Below are 19,385 nucleotides of genomic sequence, written 5' to 3'. Positions count from 1 at the left end.
ATCATTTGCTAATCATGAATCATCATTTTCCCTCATGTTAAAGAAAGGTCATTTAATCTGAACGCATAGCGACAGGGATGACAAATGGCAGGGAAAGCGCATGGGAATGGCGATCGTCGGGGTGATAAAACCATATGTGGATTGGGGGATCGTTTACGTCGTCTGACCGCCGGTATTTGCCTGATAACACAAACTATTTTCCCTGTTATGGCTGCTGCCCCTACGCATGTTAACCCTGCGCATTCGGATACTGCCGCGTCACTGATCCTGTCGAACGTTAAAACTATTCCATACACCTTGGGGGCGTTGGAATCGCCACCAACGGTCGCGGCACGCTTTGGTATTACCGTTGATGAATTACGTCGCCTGAATCAGTTCCGTACCTTTGCGCGGGGCTTTGACAATGTGCGTCAGGGCGATGAGATAGATGTACCACTCATCAACAGTAACAGCCCTGAAGCGCGCACTCTGAAAGCAATGCAGATGGAGCGCGACGGTAAAGATCCACAAATGCAGGTCGCGGAAGTGGCGCAACAAAGTGGGACACTTTTAGCGCGCGATATGGACAGCGAACAGGCTGCGAGTATGGCGCGTGGCTGGGTGGCTTCTTCTGTGTCTGCGCAGGCGACAGACTGGCTCAGCCGCTGGGGAACTGCCCGGGTATCTCTGGGTGTTGATGAAGATTTCAGCCTTAAAAGCTCTTCATTTGAATTTCTCCATCCCTGGTACGAAACGCCAGATAACCTGGTCTTCAGCCAGCACACACTTCACCGTACGGATGATCGCACTCAAACCAACCACGGTATCGGCTGGCGTTATTTCACATCGAGCTGGATGTCTGGCGTCAATATGTTTATCGATCATGACCTGACCCGCTATCACACCCGAACCGGGATGGGCGTTGAATACTGGCGCGATTACCTTAAACTGAGCGGCAACGGTTATCTGCGCCTCAGTAACTGGCGTAGTGCACCGGAACTCGACAATGACTATGAAGCACGTCCGGCGAACGGGTGGGATCTTCGCGCCGAAGGCTGGTTACCGGCCTGGCCGCAGCTGGGCGGCAAGTTGGTCTATGAACAATATTATGGCGATGAAGTGGCGCTGTTTGGTAAAGACGAGCGACAAAATGATCCTCACGCGATTACCGCAGGTTTGAGTTACACCCCCGTTCCCCTGATCTCCTTTAGTGCCGAGCAACGGCAGGGCAAACAGGGAGAAAACGACACCCGAATTGGTATGGAGTTGACGTTGCAACCCGGTCATTCACTGCAAAAACAGCTCGATCCGGCTGAAGTTGCAGCACGACGCAGCCTTGCGGGCAGTCGCTATGACCTGGTCGATCGTAATAGCAATATTGTCCTCGAATATCGCAAGAAAGAGCTGGTGCGGTTGACGCTGACCGATCCGCTGAAAGGCAAGCCGGGCGAGGTTAAATCGCTGGTTTCTTCCTTACAAACCAAATACGCGCTGAAAGGTTATGACATCGAAGCCGCTTCCTTGCAATCAGCGGGCGGAAAAGTAGCTGTTTCCGGCAAGGATATTCAGGTCACCATTCCTCCCTACCGATTCACGGCAATGCCTGAAACCGACAACACTTACCCGATAGCGGTTACAGCGGAAGATTCGAAAGGAAATTTCTCCCGGCGTGAAGAAAGTATGGTAGTCGTGGAAAAACCCACACTAAGCCTCGCCGATTCAACGCTTTCTGTCGATCTGCAAATCCTGCTTGCTGATGGAAAATCAACCTCAACGCTGACCTATACCGCGCGAGATTCCAGCGGCAAGCCTATCCCGGGTATGACATTAAAAACCCATGCGAAAGGTTTGCAAGATTTCGCCCTAAGCGAATGGAAAGACAACGGTAACGGAACCTATACCCAGTTAGTTACCTCCGGGAAGACGTCAGGCGCGTTGTCGCTGATGCCACAATTTAACGGCGACGATGTTGCTAAAACACCAGCGCTGATTGCCATTGTGGCTAATATGGCATCCCGAGCGGACTCCATGATTGAAACAGACCAGAATAATTACGTCGCGGGTAAGCCGATAGGCGTAAAAGTGACCCTGAAAGATGAGAATGGCAACGGGGTTACCGGAAGAAAAGAACTTCTTAAACAGGCTGTTAAAGTAGACAACACGAAGACTGATGCTGTTAGTGCCTGGACGGAAGAAAGTGAGGGAGTTTACAAAGCAAACTATACGGCCCATCTCATTGGCGACAAATTAACGGCCCAGCTGACGATGCCCGGCTGGCAAACCAAGCATTCGGATGCGTTCAGTATTGCGGGTGATAAAGATACCGCCAAAATCGCTGCGATGCAGATCACCGCGAATAACGCAGTCGCCAGACGCGATCACAATACCGTCGCTGTGACGGTCAGGGACGTGCATCAAAATTTACTGCAGGGACAAAATGTTACCTTCACGGTCGTGAATGGTGCGGCGGTTTTTGCCGATCCAAATGGCGGTATTGTGACGACAGATAAAGACGGGATTGCCAGCGTTAACCTTGCCAGTGACCAGGCGGTAAACAGTCTTATCAAGGCCGAGATCAATGGCAGTAGTCAGTCTGTGGAAGTGAGCTTTATCACTGGCGATATCTCGCAGCTAACCTCCACCATCAAGACGGACGATGTGTCATACACCGCGGGTGGCAAGATAAAAGTGTCAGTTACCCTTATGGATGAGCAGAAAAACCTGGTGAAAGGGATGGCTTCGCTGCTGGCGGGTAGCGGTGTGGTCGAGGTGAGCGGTACAGATAAAAATGAAACGGGTAACTGGAGCGAAGAGTCTGATGGCGTTTACACCACCACCCGAACCGCGAAGATTGCTGGCAATAGCCATTACGCCACGCTGAAACTATCGACATGGAGTAGCGCGCAGCAATCCGATGCGTATGTCATCCGCGAAAGCGGAGCTGTGCTGGCTTATTCCTCTATCGTTACCGACAAAACGACCTATACCGCAGGCGGTGCGATTAAAGTTACGGTAACGCTCAAGGATAGCTATGAAAACCTGGTCGGGGGGCAACGAGACGCTATCAGCCAGGTTATCCAGCTGCCAAATACAAAAGCGGAAAGCATTACCTGGAATGAAGATCAAAAAGGCATTTATACCGCAACGTATACCGCTTTACTTCCTGGCACCGGTTTAAAAGCACAGCTACAGATGTCCGGCTGGGCGAGCGCCCTGACTTCAAATGTTTACAGTATTAGTGGCGATGCCGCCAGCGCACAAATCGTCGCGATGCAAGTGACAACGGGTAGCCTGGATGTGCTGGCCAATGGTAGCGATCAACATACGGTGAATGTTCGGGTGGAAGATCAGTTTGGCAATGTGCTGCCAGAGCAGACCGTCACCTTTACGGTGACGAAGGGGGCGGCTGTATTTGCCAATGCAGGGCAGAGTGCAGACATCAGGACGGATGTGCATGGCATGGCGGAGGTTGTGCTGAGTAGTACCGTAGCGGATGCCAGCACTGTTGAGGCTAAGGTCAATCAAAGCAGCGATAGTAAAACGGTGAACTTTGTTGCTGATGTCAGCACGGCGCAGGTCGCGGAGCTGGTGGTGACGCAAGACGGCTCAGCGGCAGACGGTGCAATGGCGAATATGCTGCGGGCGAGGGTCACCGATGCGTTCGGTAATGCGCTGGGCGGGCAGACGGTCAGCGTGTTGGCGGACAACGGCGCAGCGGTCGCTCCGACGGTGATTACAGAGCCGGACGGCACGGTGGAGATCTCTGTCACCAGCCAGACCGCCGGAATCAGTGCGGTCACTGCCAGCATTAACAGCAGCAGCCAGAGCCGGGATGTGACGTTTATCGCCGATGTCAGGACGATGAAGATAGCGGATCTGGTCGTTAGCCAGGATAACGCGGTGGCAGACGGCGCGACGGCGAACACGCTGCAGGTGAAGGTGACCGATGCGTTCGGGAATGCGCTGGGCGGACAGACGGTCAGCGTGACGGCAGGCAACGGCGCAACGGTTGCTCCGACGGTCACCACACAGCCGGACGGCACGGCGGAGATCTCTGTCACCAGCCAGGCCGCCGGAATCAGTGCGGTCACTGCCAGCATTAACAGCAGCAGCCAGAGCCGGGATGTGACGTTTATCGCCGATGTCAGGACGGCGCAGATCGCGAGTCTGGAGGTGACGCAGGATAACGCCGTGGCTGACGGCGCAATGGCGAACACGCTGCGGGTGAGGGTGACGGATGCGTTCGGTAATGTGCTTGCCGGGCAGACGGTCAGCGTGACGGCAGACAACAGCGCAACGGTCGCTCCGACGGTCACCACGCAACCGGACGGCACGGTGGAGATCAGTGTCACCAGCCAGACGGCCGGAACCAGTGTGATCACCGCCAGCGTCAACAACAGCAGCCAGAGCCGGAACGTCACGTTTATCGCCGATGTCAGGACGGCGCAGATCGCGAGTCTGGAGGTGACGCAGGATAACGCCGTGGCTGACGGCGCAATGGCGAACACGCTGCGGGCGAGGGTGACCGATGCGTTCGGTAATACGCTTGCCGGGCAGACGGTCAGCGTGTTGGCAGGCAACGGCGCAACGGTCGCTCCGACGGTCACCACGCAACCGGACGGCACGGTGGAAATCAGTGTCACCAGCCAGACGGCGGGCACCAGTGCGGTCACCGCCAGTATCAACAGCAGTACCGCGAGCCGGAACGTCACGTTTATCGCCGATGTCAGCACGGCGCAGATCGCGAGTCTGGAGGTGACGCAGGATAACTCAGTGGCTGACGGCGCAATGGCGAACACGCTGCGGGCGAGGGTGACCGATGCGTTCGGTAATACGCTTGCCGGGCAGACGGTCAGCGTGACGGCAGGCAACGGCGCAACGGTCGCTCCGACTGTCATCACAGGGCAGGACGGGACGGTGGAGATCCCTGTCACCAGCCAGACGGCGGGCACCAGTGCGGTCACCGCCAGTATCAACAGCAGTACCGCGAGCCGGAACGTCACGTTTATCGCCGATGTCAGCACGGCGCAGATCGCGAGTCTGGAGGTGACGCAGGATAATTCAGTGGCTGACGGCGCAATGGCGAACACGCTGCGGGTGAAAGTCACCGACGCGTTCGGCAATGCGCTGGGCGGACAGACGGTCAGCGTTTCAGCGGGCAATGGGGCAGCGGTTGCCGCGACGGTTATCACCGGGCCGGACGGCACCGTGGAAATCTCCGTCACCAGCCAGACGGCGGGCATCAGTGCCGTCGCCGCCAGCATCAACAACAGCAGTCGGAGCCAGGATGTGACATTTATTCCGGATGTCAGCACCGCGAAGATAGCGGATCTGGTGGTCATCAAGGACGGCTCAGTGGCAGACGGTTCGATGGCGAACACGCTGCGGGTGAAAGTCACCGACGCGTTCGGCAATGCGCTGGCCGGACAGACGGTCAGCGTCTCAGCGGACAACGGGGCAGCGGTTGCCGCGACGGTTATCACCGGGCCGGACGGCACCGTGGAAATCTCCGTCACCAGCCAGACGGCGGGCATCAGTACAGTTACCGCAACCATCAACAACAGCACTCTGAGCCAGAACGTGACGTTTATTGCTGATGTCAGCACGGCGAAGATCGCGGTGCTGGAAGTGACGCAGGATTACGCCGTGGCAGATGGTTCGACGGCGAACACGCTGCGGGCGAGGGTGACCGATGCGTTCGGTAATACGCTTGCCGGGCAGACGGTCAGCGTGACGGCAGGCAACGGCGCAACGGTCGCTCCGACTGTCATCACAGGGCAGGACGGGACGGTGGAAATCAGTGTCACCAGCCAGACGGCGGGCACCAGTGCGGTCACCGCCAGTATCAACAGCAGTACCGCGAGCCGGAACGTCACGTTTATCGCCGATGTCAGCACGGCGCAGATCGCGAGTCTGGAGGTGACGCAGGATAACTCAGTGGCTGACGGCGCAATGGCGAACACGCTGCGGGTGAAGGTCACCGATGCTAACGGGAATGCACTTGCCGGGCAGACGGTCAGCGTGACGGCAGGCAATGGCGCAACGGTCGCTCCGACGGTCACCACGCAACCGGACGGCGCGGCAATAATCACCGTCACCAGCCAGACGGCGGGCATCAGTACGGTCACTGCCAGCATCAACAACAGCATTCTGAACCAGAACGTGACATTTATCCCGGATGTCAGCACCGCGAAGATCGCGGATCTGGTGGTCATTAAGGACGGCTCAGTGGCAGACGGTTCGACGGCGAACACGCTGCGGGTGAAAGTCACCGACGCGTTCGGCAATGCGCTGGCCGGACAGACGGTCAGCGTCTCAGCGGACAACGGTGCAGCGGTTGCCGCGACGGTTATCACCGGGCCGGACGGCACCGTGGAAATCTCCGTCACCAGCCAGACGGCGGGCATCAGTGCCGTCACTGCCAGCATCAACAACAGCAGTCTGAACCAGAACGTGACGTTTATTGCTGATGTCAGCACGGCGAAGATCGCGGATCTGGTGGTCATTAAGGACGGCTCAGTGGCAGATGGTGCGATGGCGAACACGCTGCGGGTGAAAGTCACCGACGCGTTCGGCAATGCGCTGGCCGGACAGACGGTCAGCGTCTCAGCGGACAACGGGGCAGCGGTTGCCGCGACGGTTATCACCGGGCCGGACGGCACCGTGGAAATCTCCGTCACCAGCCAGACGGCGGGCATCAGTACAGTTACCGCAACCATCAACAACAGCACTCTGAACCAGAACGTGACGTTTATTGCTGATGTCAGCACGGCGAAGATCGCGGATCTGGTGGTCATTAAGGACGGCTCAGTGGCAGATGGTGCGATGGCGAACACGCTGCGGGTGAAAGTCACCGACGCGTTCGGCAATGCGCTGGCCGGGCAGACGGTCAGCGTTTCAGCGGGCAACGGGGCAGCGGTTGCCGCGACGGTTATCACAGAGCCGGACGGCGCGGCAATAATCACCGTCACCAGCCAGACGGCGGGCATCAGTGCCGTTGCCGCCAGCATCAACAACAGCACTCTGAACCAGAACGTGACGTTTATTGCTGATGTCAGCACGGCGAAGATCGCGGATCTGGTGGTCATTAAGGACGGCTCAGTGGCAGATGGCGCGATGGCGAACACGCTGCGGGTGAAAGTCACCGACGCGTTCGGCAATGCGCTGGCCGGACAGACGGTCAGCGTCTCAGCGGACAACGGTGCAGCGGTTGCCGCGACGGTTATCACCGGGCCGGACGGCACCGTGGAAATCTCCGTCACCAGCCAGACGGCGGGCATCAGTACAGTTACCGCAACCATCAACAACAGCACTCTGAGCCAGAACGTGACGTTTATTGCTGATGTCAGCACCGCGAAGATCGTGGATCTGGTGGTCATTAAGGACGGCTCAGTGGCAGACGGTTCGACGGCGAACACGCTGCGGGTGAAAGTCACCGACGCGTTCGGCAATGCGCTGGCCGGACAGACGGTCAGCGTCTCAGCGGACAACGGGGCAGCGGTTGCCGCGACGGTTATCACCGGGCCGGACGGCGCGGCAATAATCACCGTCACCAGCCAGACCGCCGGAGCCAGTGCGGTCACTGCCAGCATTAACGGTAGCAGCCAGAGTCAGAGCATCACCTTTGTACCGGGTGATGCATCGCAGCTCACTTCAACCGTTGAAACAAATAAGTCGAACTATACGGTTGGAGAGACAATCACCATCACGGTAACGCTCCGGGATGCGTTCGATAATCTGGTAACCGGTGCAGCTTCACAGTTAGCCGCTAATGGTGTGCTTACGGTGGCTGGCACCGACCCGTCAGAAACGGGAAGCTGGGTTGAATCAGGTGGCGTGTATACCACAACCCGTATGGCGACGATTGCCAGTACCAATCAGCACGCCAACCTGCAATTGCAGACGTGGAGTGATGGTGTAACGTCAGATCGCTATGACATACAGTCCGGTTCTCCGGCGCAAGCTACATCAACTATCGCCACGGATAAAAACGCATACACCGCTGGCGACACTATAACCGTCGCCGTGACGCTGAAAGACGCGCACGGTAACCTGGTTGAAGGGGGCGAGTCCTTACTGTCTGGTGATAACGTAATAGTGGAAGGAGCCGTACGTTCAGGAGGATGGTCTGAAACCGCCGGTGTTTATACTGCTACATGGTCGGCGCAAATGGCAGGAGACTCTCACCACGCGACGTTGACTTTGCCTGAGTGGGGCAGCAGTAAACAATCAGAGAGTTATTCCATCCATAGTGGCGCTCCGGTGCAAACAAATTCAGCCATCAGGACAGATAAAACGACATATATCGCCGGGGAGTCATTAACTGTCACAGTAACGTTGCGGGATGAGTTTGGTAACCCGGCTTTAGGGCTGACATCAGGAGTTATCGAATCATATATCGATAATTTTACGGTGGGCGGCGCAGTCCCCGATTCGATGCAATGGGTCGAACAGAATAATGGTGAATATACCATGATCTGGACAGCATGGTTTGCCGAGAAAAATTTGGTTGCCAGTCTGAAATTAAAAACATGGGCAACGGAGATTGATTCCGCGCTATACGGGATACAACCAGGTGCAGCAGCAAAAACTCAGTCCACGATTATCACGGACAAAACGGTATATATCGCTGGGGAGAGCATAACGGTGACTGTTGTACTTAGTGATGCTCAGGGTAACTTTATTACTGATGGTGTCGCTCAGCTTAATGAGGAAAACGTAAAAGTCAGGAATGCAGATCCTATCCAGGGTAATAATTGGATATACAACGGCAATGGGCAATATCAAAGACAGTATATGGCGCATTTCGCGGAAGTGAATTTGAATGCACAACTGAAGATGGTTGGTTGGAGCGATGCCAATTATTCAAATAATTATACTATTAAACCGGGTGAAGCGAGTCCGCATGGTTCACAGCTTCGTATAAGAGATGATGTTGTGGTTGTTGGGGCGGATTTACCTGTCAGTGTTTTATTAGCTGATGATTTTGGTAACCCGTTGGATAACGGTCTGGATTTGCTGGATAATGCAGTGTACTTACAAAATGTGGAGAAGAAAGAAGGGGCTAAATGGATATATTTGGGTGATGGCATATATGAGCGTACCTATATGGCCTACAAAGAAGGAGAGAACTTAAATTCATTTCTGCAGATTAACGGTTGGCGTGTAAACGGGCAACCTTCCTATACCATCCTTCCTTTTGTGGCAGTCGATTCACTGAGTGTGAATGGTGCAATATTCAGGGCGGCAGATGGTTTTCCTGAAACAGGATTTGATGGGGCTAAATTCACCTTAGTATTAACCCATAATATGAAGAATACAGATTATGATTGGACGGCAGGCATCTATGGTATTAATGTTAACAATAATGGAGAAGTCACAATAAGTCTGCCCCTAAATAGTGAAATCACTATTACCGGGAAACCAAAAGATGGTAAAGGGAATAATGTTGTATTCAAATTCAAGATGAAAAAATGGTTTACTAGTTTAGGTGCTGCCAGTAATAACACTTGGGATATTATAAATGCATCATGCAATAGCTATGGACAAGTGGCGTCATCTTTAGAATTAGCGCAGCGACCAAGTAGTGGTGTAGTTCCACGAAAAGTAGGTACGTTGTGGGGAGAATATGGTAATTTGAAAGCTTATGGCAGTACATTTAGCAGTACGGATTACTGGACAAGTACTGTACTTATAGGGGTTCACGAGAAATTCAATCCTGAAACTGGTATATCAACACCAACACCAGGATCAGGAAAGTCTTCTGGTTTGTGTGTGAGATATTTTTAACGAAATAACTACTAAATTGCCCTGCATCAGCAGGGCAATTTCTCTTCGTTCTTACGCAGAAGTACGCATCGCACTGATAGTATTAAATTCATTTTTTACATTGAGCAAACGAGGGTCGTGAAGCAAAACATTTGACCATAAATCATTGTCTTTAACTAATTGTTGCCAGCGCTTTTCATATTCTTTTTTACCATAAACAGTGTAAATTAACGGCAAGATCACACCATTGATTTTGTTAGTGTTAATATTTGCCAGTAACTTCATAATGTCATTTTTTATAGATGCGCCATAGATCAGAAACTTCGTATAAAGCGAGTTAACACAGCTGTAATCAAGACCATGTTCAGGCTCAAGTTTAAGCAATAAACTTTTGGCTTTGTCATTATGTCCTTTCAGTGCCATGAACATAGCCAGAATAGAGGTAATAATTGGATTATTACAGGTGTTTTGACTATTCAGATTTAATGCAAAAGATATCGCGTTATCGAGGGGGGATGTATAATAAAGTATAATTAATTTAAGAATGCTTATGCCCATTTTATTGGGTTCAAGAGCAATGCTTTTTTCTATTAGATTAAATGCTCTTGCAAGATCACCGTTCAAAAAGCATAGCAGAGACTGATAATAATAAACGTCTGGCGAATTAGGTTTGAGTAAATGTGCTTGCTTAAATAGCACATTAGACACTGAATGTTCATCTTTTAGCCCACTGATTAAACCCAGTAAACCCAATGCCTGAGAATTTGAAGGGTTAATTTCAAGAGCCTTTTCAATGGAGGATACTGCCGTAGTTATTGCTTGTTTTTGTTCACTGAGTCCAAGGAGTGCTAATGATATATGGCATTCCGCCAGGCAACAGTAGGGCAAGGTATTTTGCGGTTGCGTACTCACACAATCTCTAAATATTACTAATGCTCGTTTCAAACTCTCTGGTGTATAACGATACATTTCCATTCTGCCATTCATATACATAACAGCAGAATCCAGAGATGGCATTTGTTGTGTATTAATAGATTTAAAATTAATATTGGGTATTTTTTCAATAAGAATATTAATTACTTGTGATAATAATACGGAAAGAGGATTATCGGGGTTGAAATCAATACTTTGATGATCAATCAATTTATGTGTTCTGGCATGGATTAATTCAATAAATAAACGCCAGTTTTTACCATAGTGAACGACCTGACCCATAATATAATATTCTGGACCTGTTTTATTGATAAACTGATGGATAGTGGAGAAATCGCTGGCCTCATTCGTTACCGAGGCAGGTAAAATATCTAAACCACAAAAAGCATATTTTGAAAGGCCCTGCACAAGTTCGTAATGCAGTTTTAGAACATTGATTGAACCTTCGGTACGAAATGGAAAAACAGCAAGAGTGGTAGTCGACTTTACCGGTTCATTATCGGTTACAATCACAATGGGTACAGTAAAACGGTATCCACGACCATAGACCGTTTCGATATACTTACACTGTTTATTCTCATGCAAAAGTTTGCGCAATGCATAAATACACCGTGTTAAAGATTCATCACTGGCAACACTTGCGCTCCAGACCTTATCAATAATCTCTTCTTTGCTAACAATTTCACCGTCAGCATTAAGTAATAGAATGATAACCCCAAGTTCTTTGGGGGGAATATGGTATTCTTTATTCTTGAATAATAATATTCCATTGTTTTTTAATACAAAGTCGCCAAATATATATTGTTGTGTATTATTTTTTCCATGTTGCAGTTGCATAGAACGCTCCTTCCGTTTTCTCTATTCATAGTATTAATTTGATCAATATAAAATAAAGTATTGGCAGAATTGCTCTATCAAAAAACGCTCATTTTGTAAGATTGTGATGAAGAAATGAATGAAAGCTGATGCTTAATAATATGAAACGCTGGTCCCATTTTTCGGGACCAGATAGTGGAAGATAATTGTGGGTGTTACTTAATCAGAAACGCAAATAATCTTTTGCTGAATCAAACAACGCAGTAATGGTTGAAGATAATAATTTGATAATTGTATCGTAGGTGGAGTTGGCTGTACTGTATTTAGTCGTGATAACCTGCACATCGGTTTTCATGTTTTCTGCTTGCCCATTATAACCCGCTAACCATGCCTGGTATTCAGCTGTGCTTATTTCATAACCGGTGAATTCTTTAGATATGTTTTTTTCCTTCCCTTTATTATCCCTGTGCACCATTGAATCTGAAGATTGACTCATACTGTCAATAATCTGAGGGTTGGGAATAATAACATATAAACCGCTACCTTGTGGTTCAACTTCAACAATCGGAGAAGGGGTGCGGTGTTTGGGATCGGGTGGAATTACCGGAAGTCCTAAAGCGGCGCACCATTTTTCTGCTTCTTCTAGTGGTACACCAATTTTGTCAGCAGGTGCCGGAGGGTATAAAACATAGTCTGGATTGTAATGATAGTGGAAATCACCATTAGGATATTTATCGATATAATAAAAATGCATCAAGGCCTTTTGAAATGCATTGACATCAAAAATTATCGCATCGCCTTTTTTATTAGAGTGAGTCCATTTTCCCATATTGCTTTGGATATGTTCACTGAAGTCCTGCCAGTATGCGCTCATTATCTCAACGCTATTCGCATAAATTTCGAGGTAGTCGCTACCGAGCACACTCATCAAATCAGCAATATCACTGCATATATATTTATCACTTTTAAATTCGTTTGAACTACTGGCCGTTAAAGTACTGCTGGTTGCTGAACTTCTCATTTCAGGCGCAGAACTCTCTAAAGAAGCGATAGCGTGATTTAAGGTACCTTTGGTCGATGCCATTGCACTTGACCCGGTTGCGTTGTGAGCAACGTTAGCCAGGTTTTTTCTCACAGAGTTATGCAAGGTCAATATTTTAGCGGGATCCTTTAATTTTCCGTCAATAGTATTAACATTTTCTGTAAGCTGCAGAACTTTTTTTATCAGCGAATAACTTTCGTGTAAGAGCGCAGATCCTTTCTCTGACAGGTTCTCAGTTGGGAAATTTCTGAGCATGTTTTTAACGAAGTTGAGTTGTATGTCATGCTGGCATTTCCAGTCTTCATTTCGCGGGCTACGTTCACTGACTAAAGTTGATAGTTTTTCAACATCTTTCTTGAGCATAGCGCCAATATTATTATCCTTACTGGCGCTGTTATACAAATTACCCTCGCTTTTGCTGTTTTCCAGTTGATGAGGCTCCTCACTTTGCGAGGATGCCTCTTTAAGAGGAATGTTTGCATTCTGCTGACGTAAAATATCTATATTTAAATTATTATCTTTATTAATCATGTGTCATTCCTCCTTAAATATAATTAACTATTATTGCAATAATTTATGAGCGAATGCCTTGAACGATAGCACTATCAGTATCAATAATGGTTTGTATTATTTGCTGTAATAAATTGAGTGCCTGATCTCTTCCTTGAACATCACGATTAATTTGATCCAGATAGCTACTCATAACTGAATGCATCACATTTTTAGCTTGCTCAACAATTTCTTTTTCTGCATGAGTAGTACTTTCTAGAATTCTAAGTGATGCTTGAGTTGATTGATTAACAAGCTGTGAAAGTACATCTGCTTTACCTATAGTAAAATATTTATTATATCTTTTGTTATGTTTTATACTAATACGCTCGTTTTTATCTCTAATCTTTTCTTCCGTAGTTTCTTTTTCTTTATCGTAATATTTCAGGGTCTCTTCTTTTTGTTCTTCATCAAGTGTTGTATCTTTCGTTGTTGTTTTTATTTCTTCATCTATTTGCTTGAGATAAGCTTGTTGATCTTGAACTTCCCTTTTTAATCCTCGCTGTGTTTTATCATCAGTTCCACTGATAGTGTGCTTCTGATCAGGTGTAAGGGTTTGCATCTTTTCGGGAGGGCTTCTGAAATTTGCTACAACAGATGCTGCAGCTCCGGCTGCGCCAACTGTTGACCCGGCAAGAACACCAGCCGAACTTGCCATTGTAGCGTGTACGGTTTCTGTTTTCTGATACTGGACAAGTTGTTCAAAAACGTTGCTCATAATAGCCTCAGACATAGCAGAGGCTTTATACATTGATGTGAATACCCTTAAAAATTCCTCCATAACAGCCTGTTGTCGCATGGTCAAATTATCTAGCATATCAAGGATATTATATTTAGATATTTTAATAGAACTCTGTTCTGCAGAACTGCTTGATTGACTGGATGAAATTGTAGCTTGGTCAAGGTCACCCCTCAAATTATCTAGCGTACTCCTTGAGTAATTAAGATTATCCAATAGTTTTACTCTTAGTTCCGGACAGACTTCTCTGTCTGTATTTTTTAATATTATAAACTGCGAGCTTATGTCATGATTAATATCTTTAAGGTTATAGTATTGCACAATTTTATTATCATTTGGTATGTTGTTTTTTTTACTATAATCTCTATCAAAGATTGTTTTATCAAGACTGTTAATATTAGATGTGCTGGACGCATTTTTAATTTCATAGGTGGCCATGTTAAAACCCTCTTATACGATAGAATGGGAAGCAAATTTTAAGGCTTCAGTTCGGTGTTGTAATACTCGTACCATCTGGCTTACCTCTTGTTCGACGGTTTTATCCACCCTTTGCAATACTGAAAGCATTTGTTCACGCGTTTTTGATAGATTACTCATGTCCTGTTGTAAAATTGCCATGTCGGCAGAGTTTCCAGCAACAAAACAATTCATCGTCGATGTTGCTATTGCACAGATGAGTAAGCCTATTTTCTCCAGGCCATTACTTATTTTGGCAATCAACTTCAACACTACGGCTGATGTTTGTAGCACGCTGCATACGCTGTCTAATACCTTTATAATATTTTTTGAAACTGAATTAATAATTGATTCAATGGTTGATTTTATAGTGCTTGTTATTTCTTTGGTGACTTCTTCGGCGGCTGTTTTTGATAATGCAGAAACAACGGCCCCTATTGCTACAGAACATATTACAGCTGCACCAATCATTACTGTCGCCATGACAATAGAAGCGGCTGCACTTGCGTAAATACTTTTAACCAGTTCAATCGTATCTTGATCGACACCAATAACGTCCAGAAGCGCGGTGATTGCGAGCAGAGTGGGATCAACTGTTTTAATCGCAGCCGAAAGACCTTCTACAACTTTCCCTAAAATCCAGCCGGTAGCCGTGGTGCCCAGAGCGATTTGACAAGTGATATCTACACCTAATACTACTGCGCCCGCTATTCCTCCAATAAGTGCCAATGCACCCGCAATACTTGAACCACCACTTGGAACTGCAGCAAGAAGACCAACAACAATTAAGACTGCGCTTACGGCAAAGGTAACTACAGTTACACACTCATTAACTATTTTTAAAACTTTAGTCGTGGTAGTATATTTATGTGCTGTTTCATTGAGTTTATTTTCCCTGACATGGTTAATCTCTTTCATTACCTCAGATTGATTTTTAATAGATTCACAATTGGTGTCCCCAATAACTTCCATTACTGAGGTAATCAAAAGGATAAATGTGGCTGTCGCGTTTCTGTTTTTCTGGTTTTCCTGTGTCAGGCAAATATTGGTGGTGAAGTTATTAATCTGTTCTTGCTGTTGAATTTCGTCAAAAACTTCCATACTTTGGCCGATCGCAGCATCAGCATCCATAATGGCTGTATTTAACGATTTCTCAGCTAACGATTTTTTTTGTAATGACAGCGTGAGTGTTTTTTCAGCCGCATTTTTTTGCGTCAGTACTTTATTATATTGCGGATCGCCAGGTTGCAGTTGCGACAGCTCTTGATTCAATGTATTGACTTTTTTCTCCAGCGATTGCACCTTTTTATCGACCGCATTGTAATTATTATTGGCCTGATGCATGATGTCGTCGGCTTTTTGCGCGGAATCTAATGACGAGGAGTAATCGTCACTTAATTCACGAAACTTATTATGTGCCATTTCGTGTCGAAGCAGGGTGCTGTCAAGGTTATTATGCAAACGTGTTGTAATATCCTGATCGGCAATGCCTGTTAGATTACCCAAAATCATCGTCAGGCGGGCATCGTTCGTCTTTGCTGTAGTGGCGTTGTCTGAATCTGAAACCTGCATTTCAGGCGGAGCAAGCATAGGTTTGTTTTCAAGACGAGCGCGAATATCGTTATCAAGGGACTTCGGGTTTTTATTAAGCCGCATGGGATCAACTTGCGTTTTGCTGCTGTCCTGCAGTCTTTTTTCCTCATCGCTATATTGTGTACGCAATGTTTCGCTGATTTGTTCAAACGTGATCGTCTGTCCCGTAATCGGTGCCGACATAATTCACCTCCTTTTTAAGCTATCATCTGGCTTAATTAACTGTTTATTATTTAACTCATGGCAGATGTTTATTTCCATCTAAAATGGCATCAACGGGAAAATAAGCAATGTGTTTATTGTTATTCTTCTCATTTATTTTATTGGCATAGTTGTTTTTTAAATCAATTGTTGCTTCCTCTTTATATTTCTTGGTTGCTTCTTCAGGCGTAAAAGGAGATTTTTTTACGTTTATGTTCATTTTGCCGACTCACTCTGTTTGAACTTCCTCTTCGGAATTGGCTGTCAAGAGTTCAAGATAAGCATTAGCCATCTCTTTAACTTTTTCATTTTGACTGTAGGTTACTACTGTATTAAATAACTCCGTGGCCATTTTAATGTTTTTTAAGCCCATCTGGCATTGGCCCATATAATAAACCAAAGAGAAATCGTTATCGGGAGATAGCATCAAACAGATATGATACATGTCGAATGCCTTTTGATAATCTTTCTTCAACTGACAGACGGCGGCATATCCCTTTAAATAATTATAATTTTGGAAATCATAAATACAGAGAAATTTAAAAAAGAGTTCAGCTTCGTCAAGTCTTCCTTTTTCATAAAAGTTATAAGCGTAAGCATAAACGCCTTCAAGGGTATCCGGGGTTATGCCATGCAGTTCTGCAAGCGTTGCTCCCATACCTAGTGCACGTTCGAACTTACTGGCAATTTCTTTATTTTCTTCTAAATCCAGATTTGCGCTTTCCATCTCTACTCTCTCCTTTCGAACATTCTTTGTTCAGACTTCACCATTTTTTAGAGGGTGGTGATATCAAAATTCGCTCATTTTTATGCCCATCCGTTGGACTTCCTTTTCTGCATTAAAAACAAGTATTGTTTCAATGAGATAAGATTTTCTATGTGATGAAATGAAAATAATGTAGAGGGAATTTTATCCACAATCCTGATGAACGGGTTCAATTCTGATTGGAATTTGAAAAAGCAGGTGATTTACTGATGTGCGAGCGTACGTCAGTGGCTGCTGGCCTGAGCGCGGAGGTGTGCGAAATTCACATATCCGGGCATTCCACCTTACCCAGCGCTTCCCAGTAGTTATTCTGATTATTACGCTCCATCGCCACAATAGCTTCGCGGATATGTTGTTTGTTACTCTCATCAGACAACATTAATTTTTCCCACGCTTCGTCTGATAATGACGCCTGTGGCGTGCAAATTTTACGTAAATCTTGCAATACCGTGGTCTTTTCTTTTGCCGACTGTAGAGAACTGAATGGCGACTCGGCCTGAGAAATGGCTGGGAAAGTCAGGAATACGGTAATCATGAGTAGCATCGTTGGCTTCATAGCTGCAACCTTCTGCAAATGTGCATCGAATGAAGCATAAGTGTAGTTTGCTTTTGCCGCTCTCATCATGCTGTACGAAAGGTGTTTGCGTGGTCAGTAAGAAGTGCCAGTTTTATATACCTTTTTCTTCTATTCGATAGCTTTTCGTTTTTTAAATCGTAGTGATCTTGCCATTATAGTCAGTTAACGATTAAAAAAAGATAAAAAATGAAACTGACAACACATCATCTACGGGCGGGGGCCGCATTATTACTGGCAGGAATTCTGCTGGCAGGTTGCGACCAGAGCAGCAGCGATGAAAAGCACATTAAAGTGGGCGTTATTAATGGCGCAGAACAAGATGTCGCGGAAGTCGCTAAAAAGGTGGCAAAAGAGAAATATGGCCTCGATGTTGAACTGGTAGGATTTAGCGGTTCGTTGCTACCGAACGATGCGACAAATCATGGCGAGCTTGATGCGAACGTCTTCCAGCATCGACCCTTTCTTGAACAAGATAATCAGGCGCATGGTTATAAACTGGTAGCGGTGGGAAATACATTTGTCTTCCCCATGGCGGGTTATTCCAAAAAAATCAAAACCGTGGCGCAAATAAAAGAAGGCGCGACAGTGGCGATCCCCAACGACCCGACCAACCTTGGTCGCGCGCTTTTACTGTTGCAAAAAGAGAAGCTAATTACTCTGAAAGAGGGAAAAGGGTTACTACCTACCGCGCTGGATATAACCGAGAATCCTCGTCATTTGCAGATTATGGAACTCGAGGGGGCGCAGCTCCCGCGCGTACTGGATGATCCCAAAGTTGATGTGGCGATTATCAGCACCACTTACATTCAGCAGACCGGGCTTTCTCCGGTGCACGACAGCGTATTTATTGAAGATAAGAATTCGCCGTATGTGAATATTCTGGTGGCACGGGAAGATAATAAGAATGCAGAAAACGTGAAGGAATTTCTGCAATCTTATCAATCGCCCGAAGTCGCTAAAGCGGCAGAAACCATCTTTAACGGTGGCGCGGTGCCTGGCTGGTAATTCTCACTCATGCCGCGCCGGACGATTTATTTTTCTGGCGCGGCGACGGGAATCCATTGAAATCAAAATCACCGATGACAGAATCAGCAGTGTGCCCAGCCAGTCCGGCAATGTGAATGTGATCCCCAGCAACAGCAAAGAGAGCAGCGCGCTACTTAATGGTTCTGCACAGCTTAAAATGCTGGCTTTTGGACCGCCAATTAATTGTGCTCCTTTCAGGTACAGACTAAATGTCAGGGACGTACCAATGACCACCAAATAAAAAAACGCCAGAATCAAACTGCCATTAACCACAAAATTTGTCCCTTGTCTGGCATAAAATGGCAGCAGGATCAGACCACCAATGAGCATACTCCAGCCGACGACCGGTAACGTGCCATAGCGGGCAATCAGCGTTGAGGGATAGGTGGTATAGAATGCAGCAGCAAATGCCGAGGCAATGCCCCAGAATAACGCGGCCGGAGAGATCGATAATGACGTCGGATTACCGTGTGTCACCAATAAAAAAGTCCCGATCAGCGATGTCAAAATAGCGCAAAAAACCAGAATGCCCGGGCGGGATTTACGCACCAGTGAGAACCAGGCGACGATAATCGTCGGTGAGAGGAATTGCAGCACCGTTGCCGTGGCTGCGTTCGATTTTTCGATGGTTAGCAAAAAAGTGAGCTGTACGGTTAGCGCGCCAACCACGGAAAAAATCAGTAGGCTAATGGCATCTTTGTGATTGTTAATAATAGAAAAGATTTTATCACCATGAACAAATGATAGCGTCAGCAGAATCAAACCGGCGAATATCAAACGCGTCATAGTCAAAAACTGCGACGACATCTGGCTTTGCTCCATGATGTATTGCGCGCAGACCCCTGAACTTCCCCACAACACGGCGGCAATCAGAACGTTCAGCATCCCCTTTCTGGTGGAACCCATTTTTCCCTCTGCATACTGTTTTGTCGTTTATGTA

General features: G+C 47.3%; 10 protein-coding genes. 2 read left to right on the top strand and 8 right to left on the bottom strand.

The genetic code is table 11. The features are described 5' to 3' along the window. Window positions 1-84: 84 nt before the first annotated feature. Window positions 85-9,768: an inverse autotransporter adhesin IatC gene (gene iatC / locus QUF14_RS22440; RefSeq protein ID WP_286333084.1), complete on the top strand. Its 9,684-nt coding sequence runs from the start codon at window positions 85-87 to the stop codon at window positions 9,766-9,768. A gap of 51 nt (window positions 9,769-9,819) precedes the next feature. Here iatC and eilA read toward each other — a convergent pair whose 3' ends face one another. The 7 genes from eilA to yicS form a co-directional block, all read right to left on the bottom strand. Continuing rightward, the gene (gene eilA, locus QUF14_RS22435) at window positions 9,820-11,517 is read right to left on the bottom strand and encodes a HilA family transcriptional regulator EilA (RefSeq protein WP_001176833.1); all 1,698 of its coding nucleotides are present in this window, start codon (window positions 11,515-11,517) and stop codon (window positions 9,820-9,822) included. A 202-nt stretch (window positions 11,518-11,719) separates the two neighbouring features. After that, window positions 11,720-13,069 (bottom strand): IpaD/SipD/SspD family type III secretion system needle tip protein, encoded by a 1,350-nt coding sequence (locus QUF14_RS22430; RefSeq protein ID WP_000608448.1) that lies wholly within the window; start codon window positions 13,067-13,069, stop codon window positions 11,720-11,722. A 43-nt stretch (window positions 13,070-13,112) separates the two neighbouring features. Then, a complete protein-coding gene (locus QUF14_RS22425; RefSeq protein ID WP_000257044.1) occupies window positions 13,113-14,264 on the bottom strand; it encodes a hypothetical protein in 1,152 nt (383 codons plus the stop codon). A gap of 12 nt (window positions 14,265-14,276) precedes the next feature. Next, on the bottom strand, window positions 14,277-16,058 hold the full coding sequence (locus QUF14_RS22420) for a YopB/SseC family type III secretion system translocon subunit (RefSeq protein ID WP_100733694.1): 1,782 nt from the start codon (window positions 16,056-16,058) through the stop codon (window positions 14,277-14,279). 55 nt (window positions 16,059-16,113) lie between these two features. Then, window positions 16,114-16,296: a hypothetical protein gene (locus tag QUF14_RS22415; protein WP_001024899.1), complete on the bottom strand. Its 183-nt coding sequence runs from the start codon at window positions 16,294-16,296 to the stop codon at window positions 16,114-16,116. A gap of 9 nt (window positions 16,297-16,305) precedes the next feature. After that, window positions 16,306-16,803 carry a SycD/LcrH family type III secretion system chaperone gene (locus QUF14_RS22410; protein ID WP_000443167.1) on the bottom strand — a complete coding sequence of 166 codons (498 nt, stop codon included), beginning with the start codon at window positions 16,801-16,803 and terminating at the stop codon, window positions 16,306-16,308. Window positions 16,804-17,104: 301 nt separating this feature from the next. After that, on the bottom strand, window positions 17,105-17,398 hold the full coding sequence (yicS, locus tag QUF14_RS22405) for a protein YicS (RefSeq protein ID WP_001306625.1): 294 nt from the start codon (window positions 17,396-17,398) through the stop codon (window positions 17,105-17,107). Between the two features lie 207 nt (window positions 17,399-17,605). On the opposite strand from yicS, the gene nlpA reads away from it, so the two are divergent. Further along, a complete protein-coding gene (gene nlpA / locus QUF14_RS22400) occupies window positions 17,606-18,424 on the top strand; it encodes a lipoprotein NlpA (RefSeq protein WP_000779407.1) in 819 nt (272 codons plus the stop codon). 3 nt (window positions 18,425-18,427) lie between these two features. On the opposite strand, the gene QUF14_RS22395 is transcribed toward nlpA, so the two are convergent. Then, the gene (locus QUF14_RS22395; protein WP_000535950.1) at window positions 18,428-19,351 is read right to left on the bottom strand and encodes a carboxylate/amino acid/amine transporter; all 924 of its coding nucleotides are present in this window, start codon (window positions 19,349-19,351) and stop codon (window positions 18,428-18,430) included. Window positions 19,352-19,385 lie beyond the last annotated feature (34 nt).

Origin of the sequence: Escherichia sp. HH091_1A (assembly GCF_030295175.1) — a bacterium.
In the GTDB taxonomy this organism is placed as follows: Bacteria; Pseudomonadota; Gammaproteobacteria; order Enterobacterales; family Enterobacteriaceae; genus Escherichia; species Escherichia coli_F.
The sequence above is the reverse complement of the archived record's forward strand: the minus strand, read 5'-3'. Positions and strand labels throughout refer to the sequence as shown.